At 72.6% G+C, this 19,974-nt stretch carries 19 protein-coding genes and 1 pseudogene; 15 read left to right on the top strand and 5 right to left on the bottom strand.

Annotated elements, in window-relative coordinates:
• Complete coding sequence (locus tag AC3WSN_RS11190) at window positions 1–459, top strand: type II toxin-antitoxin system RatA family toxin (RefSeq protein ID WP_192710511.1); 459 nt, start codon at window positions 1–3, stop codon at window positions 457–459.
• A 30-nt stretch (window positions 460–489) separates the two neighbouring features.
• On the opposite strand, the gene AC3WSN_RS11185 is transcribed toward AC3WSN_RS11190, so the two are convergent.
• The gene (locus AC3WSN_RS11185) at window positions 490–1,707 is read right to left on the bottom strand and encodes an FAD-dependent oxidoreductase (protein WP_492538008.1); all 1,218 of its coding nucleotides are present in this window, start codon (window positions 1,705–1,707) and stop codon (window positions 490–492) included.
• A gap of 22 nt (window positions 1,708–1,729) precedes the next feature.
• The gene (locus tag AC3WSN_RS11180) at window positions 1,730–2,227 is read right to left on the bottom strand and encodes a CinA family protein (RefSeq protein WP_492538006.1); all 498 of its coding nucleotides are present in this window, start codon (window positions 2,225–2,227) and stop codon (window positions 1,730–1,732) included.
• Window positions 2,228–2,330: 103 nt separating this feature from the next.
• Here AC3WSN_RS11180 and AC3WSN_RS11175 point away from each other — a divergent pair, with 103 nt between their 5' ends.
• Window positions 2,331–2,729, top strand: coding sequence for an MAPEG family protein (locus tag AC3WSN_RS11175; RefSeq protein ID WP_492538004.1), 399 nt, complete (start codon window positions 2,331–2,333; stop codon window positions 2,727–2,729).
• Between the two features lie 167 nt (window positions 2,730–2,896).
• Here the strand turns inward: AC3WSN_RS11175 and AC3WSN_RS11170 are convergent, their stop codons facing one another.
• Window positions 2,897–4,228 (bottom strand): bifunctional 2-C-methyl-D-erythritol 4-phosphate cytidylyltransferase/2-C-methyl-D-erythritol 2,4-cyclodiphosphate synthase, encoded by a 1,332-nt coding sequence (locus AC3WSN_RS11170; RefSeq protein ID WP_492538002.1) that lies wholly within the window; start codon window positions 4,226–4,228, stop codon window positions 2,897–2,899.
• A gap of 171 nt (window positions 4,229–4,399) precedes the next feature.
• Between AC3WSN_RS11170 and dusB the strand changes: the two genes are divergently transcribed.
• The 3 genes from dusB to ntrC are packed head-to-tail and all read left to right on the top strand — an operon-like array spanning window position 4,400 to window position 8,079.
• Window positions 4,400–5,425, top strand: a complete 1,026-nt coding sequence (gene dusB, locus AC3WSN_RS11165) for a tRNA dihydrouridine synthase DusB (RefSeq protein WP_492538000.1) — start codon at window positions 4,400–4,402, stop codon at window positions 5,423–5,425.
• Window positions 5,422–6,564 (top strand): two-component system sensor histidine kinase NtrB, encoded by a 1,143-nt coding sequence (locus AC3WSN_RS11160; RefSeq protein ID WP_192710517.1) that lies wholly within the window; start codon window positions 5,422–5,424, stop codon window positions 6,562–6,564. The genes dusB and AC3WSN_RS11160 overlap by 4 nt, the downstream gene beginning before the upstream one ends.
• A 48-nt stretch (window positions 6,565–6,612) precedes the next feature.
• On the top strand, window positions 6,613–8,079 hold the full coding sequence (gene ntrC, locus AC3WSN_RS11155; protein WP_238197113.1) for a nitrogen regulation protein NR(I): 1,467 nt from the start codon (window positions 6,613–6,615) through the stop codon (window positions 8,077–8,079).
• A gap of 175 nt (window positions 8,080–8,254) precedes the next feature.
• Here ntrC and AC3WSN_RS11150 read toward each other — a convergent pair whose 3' ends face one another.
• Window positions 8,255–8,524 carry a hypothetical protein gene (locus AC3WSN_RS11150; RefSeq protein ID WP_192710519.1) on the bottom strand — a complete coding sequence of 90 codons (270 nt, stop codon included), beginning with the start codon at window positions 8,522–8,524 and terminating at the stop codon, window positions 8,255–8,257.
• A gap of 88 nt (window positions 8,525–8,612) precedes the next feature.
• Between AC3WSN_RS11150 and AC3WSN_RS11145 the strand changes: the two genes are divergently transcribed.
• The 10 genes from AC3WSN_RS11145 to AC3WSN_RS11100 all read left to right on the top strand — a co-directional run bounded on the left by AC3WSN_RS11145 (window position 8,613) and on the right by AC3WSN_RS11100 (window position 18,756).
• Window positions 8,613–8,786, top strand: a complete 174-nt coding sequence (locus AC3WSN_RS11145) for a ribosome modulation factor (RefSeq protein ID WP_492537997.1) — start codon at window positions 8,613–8,615, stop codon at window positions 8,784–8,786.
• A gap of 107 nt (window positions 8,787–8,893) precedes the next feature.
• Window positions 8,894–10,084 (top strand): cystathionine beta-lyase, encoded by a 1,191-nt coding sequence (metC, locus tag AC3WSN_RS11140; RefSeq protein ID WP_492537995.1) that lies wholly within the window; start codon window positions 8,894–8,896, stop codon window positions 10,082–10,084.
• Window positions 10,081–11,514: an MmgE/PrpD family protein gene (locus tag AC3WSN_RS11135; RefSeq protein ID WP_192710521.1), complete on the top strand. Its 1,434-nt coding sequence runs from the start codon at window positions 10,081–10,083 to the stop codon at window positions 11,512–11,514. Before metC ends, AC3WSN_RS11135 begins: the two co-directional genes overlap by 4 nt.
• A 63-nt stretch (window positions 11,515–11,577) precedes the next feature.
• Window positions 11,578–13,311 (top strand): ArnT family glycosyltransferase, encoded by a 1,734-nt coding sequence (locus AC3WSN_RS11130; RefSeq protein ID WP_492537994.1) that lies wholly within the window; start codon window positions 11,578–11,580, stop codon window positions 13,309–13,311.
• Window positions 13,308–14,075, top strand: a complete 768-nt coding sequence (locus AC3WSN_RS11125) for a glycosyltransferase (RefSeq protein ID WP_192710523.1) — start codon at window positions 13,308–13,310, stop codon at window positions 14,073–14,075. Before AC3WSN_RS11130 ends, AC3WSN_RS11125 begins: the two co-directional genes overlap by 4 nt.
• The gene (locus AC3WSN_RS11120; protein WP_192710524.1) at window positions 14,069–14,401 is read left to right on the top strand and encodes a lipid-A-disaccharide synthase N-terminal domain-containing protein; all 333 of its coding nucleotides are present in this window, start codon (window positions 14,069–14,071) and stop codon (window positions 14,399–14,401) included. The genes AC3WSN_RS11125 and AC3WSN_RS11120 overlap by 7 nt, the downstream gene beginning before the upstream one ends.
• Complete coding sequence (locus tag AC3WSN_RS11115; protein ID WP_192710525.1) at window positions 14,398–15,000, top strand: pyridoxamine 5'-phosphate oxidase family protein; 603 nt, start codon at window positions 14,398–14,400, stop codon at window positions 14,998–15,000. Before AC3WSN_RS11120 ends, AC3WSN_RS11115 begins: the two co-directional genes overlap by 4 nt.
• Window positions 15,001–15,138: 138 nt before the next feature.
• Window positions 15,139–16,035, top strand: coding sequence for an EamA family transporter RarD (gene rarD / locus AC3WSN_RS11110; RefSeq protein ID WP_492537991.1), 897 nt, complete (start codon window positions 15,139–15,141; stop codon window positions 16,033–16,035).
• A gap of 52 nt (window positions 16,036–16,087) precedes the next feature.
• Complete coding sequence (locus AC3WSN_RS11105) at window positions 16,088–18,478, top strand: NepR family anti-sigma factor (protein WP_492537989.1); 2,391 nt, start codon at window positions 16,088–16,090, stop codon at window positions 18,476–18,478.
• Entirely contained in the window at window positions 18,475–18,756 is a 282-nt protein-coding gene (locus AC3WSN_RS11100) for a hypothetical protein (RefSeq protein ID WP_492537987.1), read from the top strand. The genes AC3WSN_RS11105 and AC3WSN_RS11100 overlap by 4 nt, the downstream gene beginning before the upstream one ends.
• Window positions 18,757–18,909: 153 nt before the next feature.
• Here the strand turns inward: AC3WSN_RS11100 and AC3WSN_RS11095 are convergent.
• A pseudogene (locus tag AC3WSN_RS11095) lies at window positions 18,910–19,933 on the bottom strand (P1 family peptidase).
• Between the last annotated feature and the right edge of the window lie 41 nt (window positions 19,934–19,974).

The raw sequence follows: 19,974 nt of genomic DNA, 5'->3' as shown, positions 1-19,974 counted from the left end.
ATGCCGTCCTTCCGGGTCACCCGCGCGGTGAAACATTCGCCGCAGCAGATGTACGACCTCGTCGCCGACGTGGAGCGCTACCCCGAGTTCCTGCCGCTCTGCGAATCCCTGCGGGTGATCCGCCGGCAGGACATGCCCGAGGGCGGGCAGGTCCTGATCGCCGAGATGGGCGTGGGCTACAAGGCGATCCGCGAGCGCTTCACCACCCGGGTCACCCTCGATCCGGCGAACCTCAAGATCGTGGCGGAGTATATCGACGGCCCGTTCCGGCACCTGGAGAACCGCTGGCTGTTCAAGGATGGCCCGAACGGCGGCTGCAACGTCGACTTCTTCATCACCTACGAGTTCAAGAGCCGCACCCTCGGGCTCCTCATGGGCACGATGTTCGATCGGGCCTTCCGCAAGTTCACCGACGCCTTCGAGGGGCGGGCGGACCGGATGTACGGGGCGCGGGCGTAGCGCCCCGCCGGCGCGGGCGCCGCGACGGTCTCAGGCCCGCGCCGGCATCCGCACGTGCTCGGGCCGCACGCCCATCCCGATCATCCGCGCCGGCAGGACCTGAAGCCGCGGCAAAGCGTCGAGGAGGCGCAGGGCCAGCGGCGCCCGGAACGGCGCTTCGGCCGCTAGCGACGCGGCGATGACGCGGGACTGAATCACCCGCTGCAGCGCCTGCGTGGCCCGCACCGGAAACATCCGCCGGGCCTGGACCCGGGCGAGGTCGGCCTCCGTGGGGCGACCGGCCCGCAGAGGCTCGGCCAGGAGGTTGGCCGCCGCCACCGCGTCCTGGATCGCGAGGTTGATCCCGACGCCGCCCACCGGCGACATGGCGTGCGCGGCGTCGCCGATGCAGAGCAGCCCCGGGCGATGCCAGCGGTCGAGCCGGTCGACCGTGACGGTCAGGAGCTTGACGTCGTCCCAGTCGGCGATGGCCTCGGTGCGGTCGGCCAGGAACGGCGCGAGCTGCGCCACTGCGGCCCGGAAGGCCGGCAGGCCCTTCGCCCGGAGCGCGGCGTCGCCGCCCTTCGGCACCACGTAGGCGCATTGCCACGTGTCGCCCCGGTCGAGGGTGATCAGGATCCGTCCCGGCCCGAACCGCCCGGCCGCCGCCTCCGGATCGCCGTCCCGGCGCGGCAGGCGGAACCACAGCACGTCGATCGGCGCGCCGAAGGCCCGGGGGGTGAATCCCGCCTGCGCCCTCATCCGCGAATGACGGCCGTCCGCGCAGAGCACGAGATCGGACCGGATCTCGACCGGACCGTCCGGCCCGGCGGCGCGCACGCCCGCGACGCGGCCCTCCGCCTCGATCAGGTCCTGCGCCTCGGTGCGGCGGATCAGGCGGAACGCCGGGTAGCGCGCGGCCTCGGTGGCCAGGAAATCCAGGAAGTCCCATTGCGGCATGAAGGACAGGAAGCGGTTCCGGGTCGGCAGCCGGCTGAAATCGGCGACCCGGTAGCTGCGCCCGTCGACGACGCCGGAGAAGTTCTCGACGCGGCGCTGGGGGAGGGCGCGGAAGCGCGCGGTGAAACCCAGCTCGTCCATTAGGTCGAGCGTCGACGGGTGGATCGTGTCGCCGCGAAAGTCGCGCAGGAAGTCCGCGTGCTTCTCCAGCACGGTGACATCGATGCCCGCGCGGGCGAAGAGCAATCCGGCCATCATCCCGGCGGGGCCTCCGCCGACGATGCAGAGGCGGGTCGTCACCGTGTCCATGGGCCGTCCTCCCGTGCCGTGATCAGTCGCTGAGGGCGTCCTCCAGCAGACCGAGCGCGTCGGCCACGGCGGCGCGGCGGATGCCCGCGCGCCCGAGATCGCCGTAGCGCCGCTCCAGATGACGCGTCTCGCCGTCCCGCTGGCCGAGGCCGAAATGCACCAGCCCGGCGGGCTTCTCGGCGCTGCCGCCCCCGGGACCGGCAATGCCGGTGATCGCCACCGCGACGGAGGCCCGCGACGCGGCCAGCGCCCCGGCGGCCATCGCCCGGGCCACGGGCTCGCTGACCGCGCCGTGCCGGCGGATCAGGTCCATAGGCACGCCGATCGCTTCGGCCTTGGCCTCGTTCGAGTAGGTGACGAAGCCGCGCTCCAAGACGGCCGACGAGCCCGGCACCGCGGTGAGCAGGCCGGCCACGAGGCCGCCCGTGCAGGATTCGGCCGTGGCGACGGTGCGCCCGGCCGCCGCGTAGGCCGCGACCAGCGCCTCGGCGCGGGCGAGAAGCTCTGCGTCGTCGATCATCGCGAACGGGCTCCCCTCGGGCGGCGGCGCCCTATCTCATGTTGTGACCCAAGGCCGAGCCCGGCTCAAGGAGCGGCGGGCCCCGATCGGAGACACCCTTTCCATGATCTTCCCCGCGACCACGGCCTTCTACGCCGGGCTGCTCGCCCTCGTGTATCTGGGCCTCTCGGGATGGGTGATCGGGGCCCGCGTCTCCGAGAACGTGCTGTTCGGCGACGGGGGCGACGACACGGTGCTCAAGCGCGTCCGCTCGCACGCCAATTTCGCGGAGTACGTGCCGCTGGCTCTGATCGTCATCGGCCTGCTGGAGGCGAGCGGCGGCAGTCACGGCCTCGTCCGGGCGCTGCTGATCGCGCTGCTGGTCGCCCGGATCCTACATCCGATCGGGATGTTCGCGCCCCCGAACTCGTCGCGCCAGTTCGCCTGCCGCGGTGGCGGCATCATCGTGACGATGGCGGCCCTGGGCGTCGCGGCGATCGCGCTGCTGGTGCGGGTAGCCTGAGACGGGTCGCGGCCCGGCGCGGGTCCCATCGCCTTGTTCCTCTCTCGCCCGGGCGAGCAGATCCGCGCCCGGTGCCGAAGCCGCGTTGCCGAGGCGGACGGGTAAATCGGCGAGCCCCAACGACAGAGGGGCCAGTCGCGTCCCGTCCACGCCCGACCCGAAACCGCTCAGCGCTGCCGCATCGCGGTCTCGGCCTGCGCGTCGAGGGCGGGGCCGTCCTCCTCGGGCAGCCGGACCGTGGCGGCCGCTTGAGCCGCAAGACCCTCGGCTCGCCCGACGAAGCCGAGCTTCTCGGTGGTCGTCGCCTTGATGGAGACCGCCGAGAGCGGCACGCCCGCGATGGCGGCGATGCGCGCCCGGATCTCCTCGCGGTGCTTGCCGATGCGCGGCGCCTCGGCGAGCACGGTGATGTCGAGATGGTCGATGCGGCCGCCGCGGGCGCGGACCAGATCGCAGGCATGGGCCAGGAACTGGTCCGAGGCGGCGCCGCGCCAGCGCTCGTCGGAGGGCGGGAAGTGGGTGCCGATATCGCCGTCCGCGATGGCGCCGAGCAGGGCGTCGGTCAGGGCGTGCAGCGCCACGTCGCCGTCCGAATGGGCGAGCACGCCGCGGTCGGCCGGGATCTTCACGCCGCCGAGCCAGACATGGTCGCCGGTGGTGAAGGCGTGCACGTCGAAGCCGGTGCCGAGGCGGGTCACGTAGGTGGTCATGGCGCGGGCTCCCGGCGCTGGCAATTCGGTGGTCTCGGTCGCGAAGGCGCGGTCCGCCTCGATCAGGTCGGCGGGCTGAGTGATCTTGCGGTTGGCGATGTCGCCCGCGAACACCACCACTGGCAGGCCGGCCCATTCGGCGAGGGCGCCGTCGTCGGTAAAGCCGTCGAGGCCCTGCGCGGCGGCGTCCCGGTGGCCCTTGAGGAGCGGGCCGAAGGCGAAGGCCTGGGGGGTCTGGACCGCGCGCAGGTGCTCCCGCGGCGGGGTCTCGTGCACCCGGCCGATGCCGGGCGCGATGTCGACGACGCGCTTGACCGTGTCGGTCACCGGCACGCCGGGAACGGCCGCGCCGTGGTCGCGCCCGGCCGCGATCGCCCGGGCGATCAGCGCAGAGTCAACGTAGGGGCGGGCGGCATCGTGGACCAGCACGATCTCCGGCGCGTCGCCGGCGGCCAGGGCCTCGAGACCGGCGCGCACGGAGAGTTGGCGCGTCGCGCCGCCCTCGACCGGCGCGGTGATCTTGGCGCGAAACGCGGGCGCGAGTTCCTCCAGGCAGCTCCGGAAGAAGTCCGCTGCGTCGGCGGCGATCACCGGTTGGATCCGCGCGATCGCGTCGTCAGTCGCGAGCGCCGCCAGCGTGCGGGTCAGGACCGCCTGCCCGCCGACCCGGCGGTACTGCTTGGGCGTGCCGCCGCCGATGCGGATGCCGCGACCGGCCGCCACCACCACCGCGGCGACGCCGGCTCCCGCGCTGGCGGGTCCGGTGGCTGGCGTGCCGGTGGCGGGCATGGGCGACGAACTCGTGAGGTCCTGAGGGGCGGAGGGGCGGCCAGCGCGCGGGCCAGCAGTGCCGGCGCAACCCTGCCGCGGAGGGTGCCCGTCGTTTAAGCGGGGGAGGGCCCGAAATCAACGCGCGGCCCCGCTTGCCAGCGGACCGGCCTTGCCTCATTGTTGTGCAGAATGACGACTGACCATTATTTGAGCGCGCTGCGCCGCGACGGTGCGAAGGCTGGAGCGGCAGACCCTGTCCCGCTCTGCCTGCTCGCCCCTCTTTCGGGCGTCACCGACCTGCACATGCGCCGCATCGCCCGCCGCTGCGGCGCCGACGCGGTCATTTCCGAGATGGTGGCGGCCCGGGAATTCACCCGCGGATCCGGAGAGGCCAGGCTGCGTGCCGAGGGTTCCGGCGTCGACCTGCACGTGGTCCAGCTCGCGGGCTGCGAGGCAGCTCCGATGGCGGAGGCCGCGCGGCTCGCGGAGGCCGGGGGCGCTCACGTGATCGACGTGAACATGGGCTGCCCGGCCAAGATCGTGACGGGGATCGCCTCGGGCTCGGCGCTGATGCGCGATCTCGACCACGCCGAGCGCCTGCTCGCGGCGGTGCGGGGCGCGGTGTCGGTCCCGGTGACCGTGAAGATGCGCCTCGGCTGGGACGATGCGAGCCGCAACGCCGCCGATCTCGCCGCCCGCGCCGAGCGTCTGGGCCTGAACGCCGTGACGGTCCACGGGCGGACCCGTCAGCAATTCTACAAGGGCAGCGCCGACTGGGCGGCGATCCGCGCGGTCGTCGCGGCGGTGTCGATCCCGGTGATCGCCAACGGCGACGTGACCGACCTCGCCAGCGCCCGCGCCTGCCTGGACGCCTCGGGCGCCGCGGGAATCATGATCGGCCGCGCGGCGACCGGCCGCCCCTGGCTGGTCGGGCAGGTCGCCGCTGCCCTCGCGGGCCGGCCGGCCGCCGAGCCGTCCCGGGCCGAGCAGGCCGCCTTGGCCGCAGAGCATTACGCGGGGCTGCTGTCGCTCTACGGCCGCGACATGGGCGTGCGCCACGCGCGCAAGCACCTCGCCGCCTATGCCGAGACCGGCGGCGCGCTGGGCCCGGCGGAGCGCGCGACGCTCCTCACCACAACCGATCCGGAGACCGTGCTGACCTTACTGGCCCGGGCCTTCGCGGGCGCGGCAAACCCCGTCCAGGAGGCCGCGTGAGCGACGAGTCCCTCCCGAAAGAATCCGGCAACCGGCGCGACACCGCCGCCGAGGCCGTGCTCAACGCCCTGCCGCTGCCGGTCCTGACCATCGGCGCCGACGAGCAGATCCTTCACTGCAACCACGCCGCTGAGGCGTTCTTCGACTACTCGGCGCGGCTGATGCAGCGCCGCCGCCTGCGCGACATCATCCCGTTCGCCTCGCCGATCATCGCCCTGGTGGCCGAGGTCCGGCGCCGCCGCGCCAGCGTCAGCGAGTACCGGGTGGAGCTGACCCAGCCCCGCCTCGGGCTGGAGCGCAGCGTCGACGTGTTCGCGACGCCGCTCGGCGACGACGGCGACGCCGTGGTGATGATGCTCCAGGAGCGCACGATCGCCGACAAGATGAACCGCCAGCTCACCCATCGCGGCGCGGCGCGCTCGATGGTGGCGCTCGGCGCGATGCTGGCCCACGAGATCAAGAACCCGCTCGCCGGCATCCGCGGCGCGGCGCAGCTCCTCGAGAGCACCGGCGCCGAGGAGGACCGGCTGCTCACCCGCCTGATCTGCGACGAATCCGACCGGATCGTCCGCATCGTCGAGCGCATGGAGCTGTTCGGCGACGAACGCCCCTCGGATCGCGGCGCCGTCAACGTCCACGGGGTGCTCGATCAGGTGAAGCGCTCGGCGCAGTCGGGCTTCGCGCGGCACATCCGATTCATCGAGACCTACGACCCGTCGCTGCCGCCGGTGCTCGGCAACCGCGACCAGCTGATCCAGGTGATCCTGAACCTCGTGAAGAACGCCGCCGAGGCGATCGGCCCGGACGCGGTCGAGGGCGAGATCACCTTGTCGACCGCCTTCCGCACCGGTCTGCGGCTGCAGGTCCCGGGCTCCCGCGAGCGGGTCAGCCTGCCGATCGAGGTGGCCGTGCGCGACAACGGCCCGGGCATCTCGGCCGAGCTGCTGCCGGACCTGTTCGACCCGTTCGTCACCACCAAGGCGCAGGGATCCGGCCTCGGTCTTGCATTGGTGGCCAAGATCGTCGGCGATCACGGCGGGATCGTCGAATGCGATCCCGCCCCGCGCCGCACGGCGTTCCGCATCCTTCTGCCGATGTCGAGTGCCCGGGACGGGCGCGAATCGGCGGTCGATCCGTGATGTCGATCCCCAAATCCGGCCCCCCGTCGGAGGTCTGAGTAGAGAGTCATGCCGAACGGCCACATCATCGTCGCCGACGACGACGCCGCGATCCGCACCGTGCTCAACCAAGCGCTGTCACGGGCGGGCTACGAGGTCCGCTCGACGGGCAATTGCGCCACCCTCTGGCGCTGGGTCGCGCAGGGGGAGGGCGACCTCGTCATCACCGACGTGGTCATGCCCGACGAGAACGTGTTCGACCTGCTGCCCCGCATCAAGCGGGTGCGGCCGGAGCTGCCGATCATCGTCATGAGCGCGCAGAACACCTTCATGACGGCGATCCGCGCCTCGGAGCGGGGCGCCTACGAGTACCTGCCGAAACCCTTCGACCTGAAGGAGCTGATCGCCATCGTGGGCCGGGCGCTGTCGCGCCCCCGCGGCGCGGCGCCGGCCGGCGCGCCCCCCGAGAACGAAGACATCCCGCTGGTCGGCCGCTCGCCGGCCATGCAGGAGATCTACCGGGCGCTCGCCCGGCTGATGCCGACCGACCTCACCGTGATGATCACCGGCGAGTCCGGCACCGGCAAGGAGCTGGTCGCCCGGGCGCTGCACGATTACGGCCGCCGCCGCACCGGCCCGTTCGTGCCGGTCAACATGGCGGCGATCCCGCGCGACCTGATCGAGTCCGAGCTGTTCGGCCACGAGAAGGGCGCCTTCACGGGTGCGCTCCAGCGCTCCGCCGGCCGGTTCGAGCAGGCCGAGGGCGGCACGCTGTTCCTCGACGAGATCGGCGACATGCCGATGGAGGCGCAGACTAGGCTGCTGCGCGTCCTGCAGCAGGGCGAGTACACGACGGTGGGCGGCCGGGTCCCGATCAAGACCAACGTCCGGATCATCGCGGCGACCAACAAGGACCTGCGGATTTCGATCCAGCAGGGCATCTTCCGCGAGGATCTGTTCTTCCGGCTGAACGTGGTGCCGCTGCGCCTGCCGGCCCTACGCGAGCGCTCGGAGGACGTGCCGGATCTCGTCCGCCACTTCTTCGTGCTGGTCGAGCGCGAGGGCCTGACCCGGAAGTCCCTCGACGGCGACGCGATGGAGCGGCTCAAGCGCTACCGCTGGCCCGGCAACGTCCGCGAGCTGGAGAACCTCGTCCGCCGGCTCGCCGCACTCTACCCGCAGGAGACGATCACCGGCCCGGTGATCGAGGCCGAACTCGACACGCTGCCGCTCGCGGCCCCCGCCGCCTCGAACGGCAACGGCGCCGCCCGCAAGGCCGGCGGAGAGTCGGAGAGCCTGTCGAGCGCGGTGGAGCGGCACCTCTCGGACTATTTCTCCGGCTACCGCGACACGCTGCCGCCGCCCGGGCTGTACCACCGGATCCTGCGCGAGATCGAAGGCCCGCTGATCGGCGCCGCGCTGGCGGCCACCCGCGGCAACCAGATCCGCGCGGCGGAACTCCTCGGGGTCAACCGCAACACCCTGCGCAAGAAGGTGCGGGACCTCGATCTGCAGGTTTTCCGGACGGCGCGGTAGGACGTCCGGACCGATCCCGCCCATCACCCCGCATCCTGAGGTGCCCGCGTCAGCGGGCCTCGAAGGAGGGCGCCAGGGATCGCAGCGCTGACCGGAGGCCTCCTTCGAGGCCTACGCGACGCTCCGGCACCTCAGGATGAGGTCCGGGATGGGATGAGCGCGATCCTGTCTGTCCTCAGCGGCCCGGCAGGATCGGGTCGCCGCGCATCAGCGCGTGGAGTCGCTCGGTGTCGAATCCGTTCGGGATGCTGGGCAGGGGCGCCTTCGGCGCGGGCGCGGCCTTCGCCGGGGCCGGAAGCGACCCGGTTGCGGACGGCTCGGCCTGAGCGGCGCGGATCACCGGCGCCGGCGCCAGGTGCGCGAGCCGGTCGGCGCTGACGAGAGCGACGGTCGCCGTCGAGACGAGGACGAGGACGGCGCCGAGGAGGGAACGCAGGATACGCACGCGACCACCCGGAACGCGACTTGAGACGGCAACAGATTAGCGGCGCGGCCGTTAACGAAGCCCCACTCCAAGTCTTCGGGAGGCGATATTGACCAACGCCCAGGCCACTGCGAGCGACAGCCCGTTCATCCAGGGTCGTAATGCCCGCCTCTACGGCAAGCCCGCCAGCGAATGCCCCTATCCGGAAGGCTCCCAGGAGCGCGCCGCCTGGATGGAGGCCTACGAGGAAGCCGTGAATTCGGATCCGCCCGAGAAGCCCTGATCGTGGGACAGGCCTCGCTCCGAGACCGCGGATCCGGGCATCCGGCTTGACCTCGCCGGGTGCGCGGCGCTTCGTGCGCCGCAGCGCAACGCGATCCGCGAGCCCCGATGTCCCTGAAGCCTTCGCCCGACGCCCAGCAGACCTTCGCGCCCGCGACGCGCCTCGTCCATGCGGGCCGGGATCCGGGTGAGCAGCACGGCTTCGTCAACACACCGATCTATCGCGGCTCCACGGTCCTCTATCCGACCTACGACGCCATCAAGCACCGGCGCGGGCGCTACAATTACGGCACCTCGGCCACGCCCACCATGGACGCGCTGACGAGCGCCTGGACGGAGCTCGCCGGCGCCGCCGGGACGGTGGCGACGCCCTCCGGTCTCGCGGCGCTCACCGTGGCGCTGATGGCCGCGGTCTCGGCGGGCGACCACCTCCTCGTCACCGATTCCGCCTACCGGCCGACCCGCCAGTTCTGCGACGGCGTGCTGGCCCGCTACGGCGTCGCGGTCACCTACTATGACCCGACGATCGGGGCCGGCATCGCCGAGCTGATGCGGCCGAACACGAAGGCCGTGCTGGTCGAGGCGCCCGGCTCGCAGAGCTTCGAGATGCAGGACATCCCGGCCATCGCCGCGGTCGCGCACGCCAACGATGCCTGCGTGATCATGGACAACACCTGGGCGACGCCGCTGCTGTTCCCGCCGCATGAGCGGGGGGTCGACATCGCCGTGGAGGCCGGGACCAAGTACCTGAGCGGCGGCTCGGACCTGCTGATCGGCCTGACCTCGGCCAATGCCCGGTACTTCCCGGCGGTGCGCCGAACCTTCGACCATTTCGCCATGTGCGCCGGCGCGGAGGACATCTTCCTGGCTCTGCGCGGCATGCGCACCATGGCGTTGCGGCTGCGCGAGCACGGCCGCGCCGGGCTCGAGATGGCCCAGTGGCTCCAGGCCCGGCCGGAGGTGCTGCGCGTCCTCCATCCCGGCCTGCCGGAGGATCCCGGCCACGCGATCTGGAAGCGCGACTTCTCCGGCGCCTCCGGCCTGTTCGGCGTGATCCTGAAGCCGGTGCCCGAGGCGGCGGTCGCCGCCATGCTGGACGGCCTGCAGCTCTTCGGGATGGGCTTCTCCTGGGGCGGCTTCGAGAGCCTCGTGATCCCGTTCGACTGCGCCGGCTACCGCACCGCCACGCAATGGTCGCCGGGCGGACCGGCCCTGCGCTTCCACATCGGCCTCGAGGATACGGCCGACCTCAAGGCCGATCTCGACGCCGGCTTCGCCCGCCTGCGGGCCGCTTCGTGACCGCGCCGAGCCGGCGCCGTCTCATCCAGGGCGCGGGCGCGCTCGCCCTCGCCGGGACCCTGCCGGCCGCGGCCGCCGACGCGGACGTCACGGGCCGGCTTGCCCGCTACATGGCCTCAGCCGGGGCACAGACGCTGCCCCCCGAGGTGCTGACCGCCTGCAAGCACCGCGTCCTCGACACCCTGGCCGCCATGGTCTCCGGCGCGCGGATGCGGCCGGGCGAGATGGCGCTCACCTACGTGCGCGGCCTGGGCGGGACCGAGCAGGCCGGCGTCGTGGCCTCCGGTTTCCGGACCACCACCGTCAACGCCGCGCTCGCCAACGCCATGTGCGCCCATGCCGACGAGACCGACGATTTCGAGCCGGTCACCAAGGCCCATCCCGGCTGCGCCACCGTGCCGGCGGCCCTGGCCATGGCCGAGCTGCACGGCAATTCCGGCGCGGAGTTCATCCGGGCCGTGGCGCTGGGCTACGATCTCTGCTGCCGCCTGCTCCTGGCCCTCGGACCGGACCACGTGCGCGGCACCCACCGCAGCGCCGAGGGCACGAGCGCGACCTTCGGGGCTCTCGGGGCCGCCGCGGCGCTCGCCCGCCTCGACGAGCAGGGCATGCGCTTCGCACTGTCCTACGCCGCCCAGCAGGTCTCCGGCCTGTGGAGCTGGGTGCGCGACAAGGATCACGTGGAGAAGGCCTTCGACTTCGCCGGCATGGGCGCGCGCAACGGCGTCACGGCGGTCGGCATGGTGGTGGCGGGCCTTACCGGCGTCGCCGACGTGCTCGACGGCCGGCACAACCTGCTGAACGCGCTCTCGACCGCGCCGAAGCCGGACCTGATGCTCGACGGTCTCGGCAGCCGCTTCTTCGTCACCGAGACGGCGATCAAGACCTTCTCGGTGGGCTACCCGATCCAGTCGCCCCTCGACGCCACCCTGGCGCTGCGCAAGCAGTACGGGCTGACGCCGGAGGCCGTGCGGCACATCCTGGTCAAGGTCCCCACCGACGCCGTCGGCATCGTCGGATCGAGCGCCATGCCGGATGTGAGCTGCCAGCATCTCGTGGCGCTGGCGCTCGTGAAGGGTGCGGTCTCCTTCGCCGACAGCCACGATGCCGGCCTGATGCACGATCCCGCGATCGCGGCCGAACGAGCCAAGGTCGAGCTGGTGGGCGACGCGGCGCTGATGGATCCCGCCGCCCCGCGCGGTGCCGTCGTGACGATGACCCTCGCGGACGGCCGGATTGTGGAGCATCACACCCGGCATCCGCCCGGCACGAAGGAGAACCCGCTGAGCACCGAGGCGGTGAACGCCAAGGCGCGGGATCTGATGGCGCCGGTGCTCGGAGCTGACGCCACCGAGCGCCTGATCGCGCGCATCAACACCCTGGAATCGGTCGCCGACATGCGCGAACTGGGCCCGCTCCTCACCGCCTGACGCATGGCCTTCGCACCGTCGCGTATTTGACCTGCCCGCTCGATCCTGATTGACCGGCCCGACATGACCACGAGCCTCTCCGCCGGCGGAACGCCGCGCCTCGCCGCTGCCGATCGGATCGGCCGGGGGCTCGACGCGCTGAGCGTCGGCCACGGCCGGGCGGTGGCCGCCCTCCTGGCGCTCTGCCTCCTTCTGTTCCTGCCGGGCCAGATCTCGCTGCAGCCGATGGACCGGGACGAGCCGCGCTTCGCCCAGGCCTCCAAGCAGATGCTGGAGAGCGGCGACCTCGTCGACATCCGCTTCCAGGGGGAGGCGCGACACAAGAAGCCCGTGGGGATCTACTGGGCGCAGGCCGCCGCCGTCGCGGCCGGCGAGGCGCTGGGCGTCCCGCACGCCCGCACGCAGATCGCCCTCTACCGCATCCCGTCGCTGATCGGCGCCATCGCCTCGGTGCTGCTCGCCTACTGGGCGGCCCTGGCTTTCCTGCCGCGCCGCGCCGCGCTGCTCGCCGCCGCCCTCTACGGCGCCTGCCTGATGCTCTCGGCCGAGGCGCATCTCGCCAAGACCGACGCGCTGCTCGCCGCCTGCGCCACCGCGAGCCTCGGCGCGCTGGCCCGGACCTGGCTGGCATTCTGCGACGGCCGGCCTCCGACGGGCTCGGTCTTCACGGCCTTCTGGCTGGGTCTGGCGCTCGGGATCCTGGTCAAGGGACCGATGGTGCCGCTGTTCGTCGTCCTGCCGGCCCTGATCCTGTCGGTGACGGCACGCTCCGGACGCTGGCTCCTGGCCCTTCGGCCGCTTCCGGGCCTCGCCCTGACCCTCCTTCTGGTCGCGCCCTGGTTCGCCGCCATCGCGTGGAAGAGCGGCGGCGCCTTCTACGCCGAGGCGGTCGGGCACGACATGCTGGGCAAGGTCGGCGGCGCCGCCGAGCGGCACTGGGGGCCGCCGGGCGCCTACGCGCTCGCCTTCTTCGCGATCTTCTGGCCCGGCGCCGCCTTCGCGGCCATGAGCCTGCCCTTCGCGTGGCGGGCACGGCGTGAACCCGGCGTGGCCTTCCTGATCGCGGCGGTGCTGCCGGCGTGGCTGATCTTCGAGGCGGTGCCGACGAAGCTGCCCCATTACGTCCTGCCGCTGATGCCGTGGCTCGCGATCCTCACCGTCCTGGCGATGACGCGGGGGGCGCTCGATCCCCGCCTGCGCGGCGCGCGCCTGACGGCCCTGCTGGTACCGGCCATCCCGGTGGCGCTCACGCTCGGCCTCTGCCTCGCCGGCTGGCGCCTGGATGCCCACACGATCCCATGGCCGGCGCTGCCGCTGCTCGCCGCCGCCTGCGGCGTCGCGGCCCTCGCCTGGATCGCGTTCGCCAGGGGGCCTCTCGCGGGCGCCGCCGAGCGGGCCCTGGTGCTCGGCGTCCTGGCCTCCTGCCTGCTCGGGCCGGCGGTGCTGGGCGTGGCCCAGCGCGCGCTGCCCGCCCTCAAGGTCTCGCCTCGGCTCGCGTCCCTGCGCGACCGGATGCCCTGCACGGATCCGCAGGTGGCGAGCCTCGGCTACCGGGAGCCGAGCCTCGTGTTCCTCGTCGGCACCGGCCTTGCCCTGCCGCCGGACGGCGCCGCCGCGCGGCAGTTTCTGGAAGCGGGCGGCTGCCGGCTGCTGTTCGTGGAGGCCCACGACCGGGACGATTTCAACGCCGCCTGGCCGGTCGGGCGCGGCGTGCCCGCGCCCCTGGCCGAGATCGAGGGCTTCAACCTGAATACCGGCCGGCGGGTCTTCGTCACGGCCTACGCGGTGGCCCCGTGAGCGGCGCCCCGGTTCTCAGCGTGGTCGTGCCGGTGAAGAACGAGGCCGGCAACATCGCGCCCCTCGTGGCCGAGATCGAGGCTGCCTGCGCGGGCCTCGCCTTCGAGCTGATCTACGTCGATGACGGCTCCTCGGACGGCACGCCGGCCGCCCTCGCGGCCGCCCGCGCGGGCCGGCCCTGGCTACGGGTGCTGCGCCATGCCCGCAGCGGCGGCCAGTCGGCCGCGGTGCGCAGCGGCGTCCTGGCGGCCCGGGGTGCGATCATCGCCACCCTCGATGGCGACGGCCAGAACGATCCCGCCTTCATCCCCGCCCTCCTGTCGGCCCTGGAGACGGCCGGTCCCGGCGCCGGTCTCGCGCAAGGGCAGCGGCGCGGGCGCAAGGACGGGCGCTTCAAGATGCTGCAGTCGCGGATCGCCAACGGCGTGCGCGGGCGGATCCTGAAGGACGCCACCCGCGACACCGGCTGCGGCCTCAAGGTCTTCCGGCGTGCGGTCTATCTCCGCCTGCCGTATTTCGACGCCCTCCACCGCTTCATGCCGGCGCTCGTCGTCCGCGAAGGCTTCGCGGTGGTCCACCGCGACGTGATCGACCGCCCGCGGCTCACCGGCACGTCGAATTACGGGCTGTTCGACCGCCTCTGGGTCGGACTTCTCGATCTCGCCGGCGTTTGGTGGCTGATCCGGCGCAAGCGCGCCGATCCCCAGCCTCAGGAGATCACGAGCCCGGTGCCCGCGCCGGCAGACCAGGATGTCGGATGCTGATCCAGCTCGCCCACGATCTGCCGGCCTATTTCTACGACGTCTTCGTCACGCGGCTCGATTTCTGGCTGGTCTTCGGCATCGTCGCCCAGCTGGTGTTCGGCTCGCGCTTCATCCTGCAGTGGATCGCCAGCGAGCGCGCGGGGCGGAGCGTCATGCCCCTCTCGTTCTGGTTCCTGTCGATCCTCGGCGGGATGATGACCCTGGTCTACGGCTTCGTGCGGCGCGAGCCGGTGATCATCATCGGCCAGGGCCTCTCGACCGGGATCTACCTGCGCAACCTCGCGCTGATCTTCCGCGAGCGGCGGCGGAAGCGGAGCGGCGCATGACCCGCGCGCCGCTGCCCGGCTTCTACGACGATCTGGATGCTACGTTCCGCGAAGCGTGGCGCCTGCTCGCCGACGGGGCCGAGCAGGGCCGGAGCGGGTTCCACCTGCCGACCCTGGCGACACGCGGCAGGGACGGCGGCCCGCGGGCCCGGACCGTGGTGTTGCGCGCGGCCGATGGCGCGACCGGCAACCTCCGGTTCCACTGCGACCGCCGCTCCGACAAGGCCGCGGAGATCCTGGCGCACCCGGCCTGCGCGCTCGCCGCCTACGACACCGCCGCGAAGGTCCAGATCCGCGTCGAGGGTCGCGCCACGCTCCACACCGACGATGCCGTGGCGGAGGCGGCCTGGGCCCAGTCCCGGGCGATGAGCCGGGTCTGCTACGGCGCCGAACCGGCGCCGGGAACCGTTCTGCCCGAGGGTAGTGCCTACAGCCTGCCGGACGAAGCCACGGCCGCGACGCTCGGCCGTCCGCATTTCGCCGCCGTGCTGGTCCGGGCCGAGCGCCTGGACTTCCTCTACCTCGATCGCCGCGGTCACCGGCGGGCCGCGTGGCGGCAGGCGGAATCCGGATGGTCCGGCGAATGGATCGCACCCTGATCGAGGGCGCCGCGCCCGCGCAGCCGCCGCCTTGACTTCGGGGATGGCAGCCTTGCGTCGTTCCCCCTGACGCGCACCGCGCTCCCGGGCTAAAGCCTCCCCGCCCGGCCGCCCATCCGGGTCGATCGGGAGGAACCCGTGGGCCTCGTCTACGCGCTCGCCGCCTACCTGAGCTGGGGCCTCCTGGTCCCCGTGCATTTCCGGTTGCTCGGGGCCTACAGCCCGAACCACATCCTGGCCGAGCGTATCGTCTGGTCCAGCCTGTTCGCAGGCGCGCTGGCGCTGATCCTCGCGGCCCGGCATCGCTTGAACCTGCCCTGGCCGCTGCGCCGGCGCCACGCCCTGTTGCTGCTCTCGGCGGCGATGATCGCGGTGAACTGGCTGCTCTACCTCTACGCGATCAGCGGCGGCCACCTGCTCGATGCGAGCCTGGGCTACTACATCAACCCGCTGGTCAGCGTCGCGCTCGGGCGGGTCGTGCTCGGCGAGCGCCTCAGGCCGATGCAGGCAGCGGCCGTCGGCGTCGCGGCCGCGGGTGTGGCGATCGCGGTGGGCTGGGCCGGCGAGCTGCCGCTGTTGTCGCTCTCCCTGGCGGTGTCCTTCGCGCTCTACGGGCTCGCGCGGAAGGTCGCCGCGGTCGACGCCCTGGTGGGCTTCCTGGCCGAGACGCTGCTGCTCCTGCCCGGGGCGATCCTCTGGCTCGTCCTGACCGCCGAGCCGTTTCTCCCCGCGGAGCCGACGAGCCGGGCACTGCTGATGCTGACGGGGCTCACCACAGCCCTGCCGCTGATCTGGTTCGCCGCCGCGGCGGTCCGCCTGAAGCTCACCACCCTCGGCTTGTTGCAATACGTGGCGCCGACCTGCCTGCTCGGCCTGAGCGTGCTGGCCTACGGCGAGCGCGTCGAGCCGCACCGAGCCCTGATGCTCGCGCTGATCTGGGTGGCGCTCGCCCTGTACACCGTCGACGCCCTGCGCCTCCGGCGCAGCCAGGAGACCGGCCCGGTCCGGTCGGATCCCGACGCGATGCGTGTATAAGGCATACCGGTATAAGCCGCCGCGGGGCGGATGACAGGATAGCGCGTGGCCGATGAGCGAGACTGAGGGCGGCGCGCAGGCCGTCACGGATACCGATTACCGGAACCTCGCCGATGCGCTGCCGCAGCTCGCCTGGATCGCCAAGGCCGACGGCACCATCATCTGGTACAATCAGCGCTGGTACGACTACACGGGCACGACGCTGGAGGAGATGCGCGGCTGGGGCTGGCGCACCGTCCATCACCCCGACCACGTGGCGGCCGTGACCGAGCGCTACCAGGCGGCGATCGCGCTGGGCCGGTCCTGGGAGGACACCTTCCCGCTGCGCGCCCGTGACGGGTCCTATCACTGGTTCCTGTCGAAGGCGCTGCCGCACCACGACGCGTCGGGACGGATCCTGCGCTGGTACGGCACCAACACCGACATCACCGGCCGCCGCACCGTCGAGGAGCGCCTGCGCCATTCCGAGCAGCGGTTCCGGGCGCTGGTGGACGCCTCGGCGGCGGTGATCTGGAACACCAACGCGGCCGGCGAGCTGATGCCGCCCCAAGTCCGGTGGAGCACCTATACCGGCCAGACCGAGGAGGCCTACCAGGGCTGGGGCTGGCTCGACGCGGTCCATCCCGACGACCAGGGTCACGCCGCCGACGCCTGGGCGGCCTGCGTGGAGGCGCGCCAGACCTACGAGGTCGAGTACCGCCTGCGCCGCCACGACGGCGCATGGCGCGCGATGGAGGTGCGCGGCGTGCCGGTTCTCGCCGAGGACGGCAGCTTGCGGGAATGGGTCGGCACCTGCGTCGACGTCACCGAGCGGAAGGAGGCCGAGGAGGCGGTGGAGCGCGCCCGGCAGGCCGCAGAGGCGGCCAACCGCGCCAAGAGCCAGTTCATCGCCAACATGAGCCACGAGCTGCGCACGCCGCTCTCGGCGGTGATCGGCTATTCCGAGATGCTCGGCGAGGAGCTGGAGGATATCGGCCAGGCCGCGCTCCTGCCGGACCTGCGCAAGATCGAGGCGGCGGCGCGCCACCTCCTGTCGCTGATCAACGACGTGCTGGATATCTCGAAGATCGAGGCCGGCCGCATGACCGCCTCGGCCGAGACCTTCGCGGTGGCGGACCTGCTCCGGGACGTGTCCGATTCCACCGGCTCCCTGGTGGAGAAGAAGGGCAACCGCTTCGTCCTCGACGCGGGGGCCGGGGCGGGCGCCGCGCTCGGGTCCATGCACCAGGACCAGACCAAGATCCGCCAGTGCCTCCTGAACCTCATCGGCAACGCCGCCAAGTTCACCGAGACCGGGACGATCACCCTGGCGGTGCGCCGGCACCGGGAGAAGGCCGCGGACTGGCTGTCCTTCGCGGTCACCGACACCGGCATCGGGATGAGCGAGGAGCAGATCGGGCGCCTGTTCGAGCGCTTCGTCCAGGCGGACGATTCGACCACGCGCCAGTTCGGCGGCACCGGCCTCGGGCTCGCCATCACCCGCGCCTTCTGCCAGACGATGGGCGGCGACATCAGCGTCACCAGCACGCCGGGCGCGGGAGCGACCTTCACGATCCGCCTGCCCGCCACGCTCAAGCCCGAGGATGCGACGCCGGCCGAGGCCGAACCGCACACGCCGGTCGAGCCGCACGAGCAGCACGAGACGGTGCTGCTGGTCGACGACGACCCGGCCGCCCGCGAGCTGCTCCAGCGTTTCCTGGAGCGCGAGGGTTTCCACGTGCGCAGCGCCAATGACGGCCGCGCCGGCCTGACGCTCGCCCGGGCGCTCCGGCCGCGGGCGATCCTGCTCGACGTCGAGATGCCGCGCATGGACGGCTGGGCGGTGCTGCACGCGGTGCGCAACGACCCCGACCTCGCCGGGACGCCGGTGATCATGACCTCGGTCGTGGCCGAGCAGGGGCTCGGCCAGGCGCTCGGCGCCACCGACTACTTCGTCAAGCCGATCGACTGGGACAGGCTCAAGGGCCTGATGGAGCGCTACCGGCCGGAGGCGCCCGGCGAGGCCCGCATCCTCGTGGTCGACGACGACGCGGATGCCCGCGAGCGCCTGCGCCGGTCCCTGGGCCGCGAGGGTTGGACCGTCGACGAGGCGGAGAACGGCCGGATCGCCCTGGAGCGCGTCAGCCAGGCGCGGCCAAGCCTGATCCTCCTCGACCTGATGATGCCCGAGATGGACGGGTTCGGCTTCCTGCGGGCCCTGCGGTCGCGGCCCGACGGCGACGTGCCCGTGGTGGTGCTCACCGCCAAGGAGATCACCAGGGCCGAGAAGGAGAGCCTGAACGTCCAGGCCGACCGGGTGATCGCCAAGGGCTCCATGAGCCTCGCGGAGATCGGCCGGCAACTGCGGGTGCTCTACGCGCGTTCGGCGAGCGAGCCGGTGCCGGGGCGCCTCCAGGGCCTGATCGACCAGCTGGCGGAGCAGGATGCGGGGGACAGACCATGAGCGATGACGGCATCGACGCGGACAGGGCGGCGGCGCTCCGCCTGCGGGCCCGGCTGGCGGTGGTGGAGCGGGCGGCGTGGTTCGGCCTCGTCCATGCCATGCGGACGCGGCCGGCCGAGACCGAGGCCTACATCACCTCGGAGCGGGCGCGGTGCACGGAGGGGTTCGGCAGCGGCGCCTGGGCCAAGGACCTCACCGACGCCGAGCGGAAGATGCTCGCCGACGAGGTGGATTCCGGGCTGGCGCAGCTGCTGGAGGATGCGCGCGGGGAGGTGTGAGGCGCCGTCCCCTATGACCCCTTCGGTCATCACGCGCGCAGCGAGGTGACCCAGGGCCACACGACATCAGCCGTCGTGGCGCCGCCTGGATTGCTTCGCTCCGCGCGCAAGGACGGCGCCGGCGTCAACCCGAAATGGGCTGAGCGCGCACCGCTACGCATCACCGAACAGATCGCCCCACGCCGGCGGCAGACCGGTCCAGGATAACGACGGCGCCACAGCGTGCCCCGGCAAGCTCGTCGCTGAGAACACGCCGCGCGCCACGGCCCGGGCCAGCACGCGCGCGGCGGCATCGCCCAGACGCGCCATCCCGACCACCGGGTCGGCCAGCGGCACGGCGCCGGTGGCGACGGCGAAGACCAGATCGCCGTCCAGCGGCGTGTGCGCCGGCACGAGCGCGCGGGCCAGCCCGTCCTGCGCCGCCACCGCGAGACGCCGGCACTGCGCCTTGGTCAGCGCCGCGTCGGTCGCCACCACGGCGAGGGTCGTGGCGGCGCCCGGAAGCGCGCGCGGGGAAGGCGAGGGCCTCCGGGGGCACCCGGGCCGGGGAACCGAGACCGCCGAACTCGTCGCCCTCCTCGAAGGGCGCCGCCCAGAAATGCGGCCCGTCACCGATCGTCGCGTTGCCGAAGGCGTTCACGGCGGCGAGCGCGCCGATCCGGAAGCCCGTGCCTGCGACGCGGGCGGACGCCGACCCGATCCCGCCCTTGAGCCTGCCGGTGCGGGCGCCGGTCCCGGCCCCCACGGAGCCCAGGGCGAAATCCTCGGCCGCGGCCGCCGCGGCCTGGAAGCCCAGCTCGCGATAGGGCGGGTAGCGGCCCCAATCCTTGTCGCCGCCGTTCAGGAGGTCGAACAGGATCGCCCCGGGGACGATCGGAACCCGCATGGTGCCGACCGGGAAGCCGCGCCCGGCCTCGGCGAGCCACGCCGTCACGCCGGACGCCGCGTCGAGCCCGAAGGCCGAGCCGCCGGAGAGGACAAGGGCGTCGATCCGGTCCACGGTGCGCTCGGGATCGAGCAGATCGGTCTCGCGGGTGCCGGGCCCGCCGCCGCGCACATCGACGGAGGCGACCACGGGCACGTCGAACACGAGGGCGGTGACGCCGCTGGCGACCGCCACGTCGCTCGAGTGGCCGACCCGCAGGCCGGGAATGTCGGTGATGCGGTTGTGGAGCATGCGCCGACCTTGCCACGCCGCGGGAGCGCCGCAAATCCGGA

It is taken from the genome of Methylobacterium sp. FW102-HT35C08 (assembly GCF_058790235.1).
The sequence above is the reverse complement of the archived record's forward strand: the minus strand, read 5'-3'. Positions and strand labels throughout refer to the sequence as shown.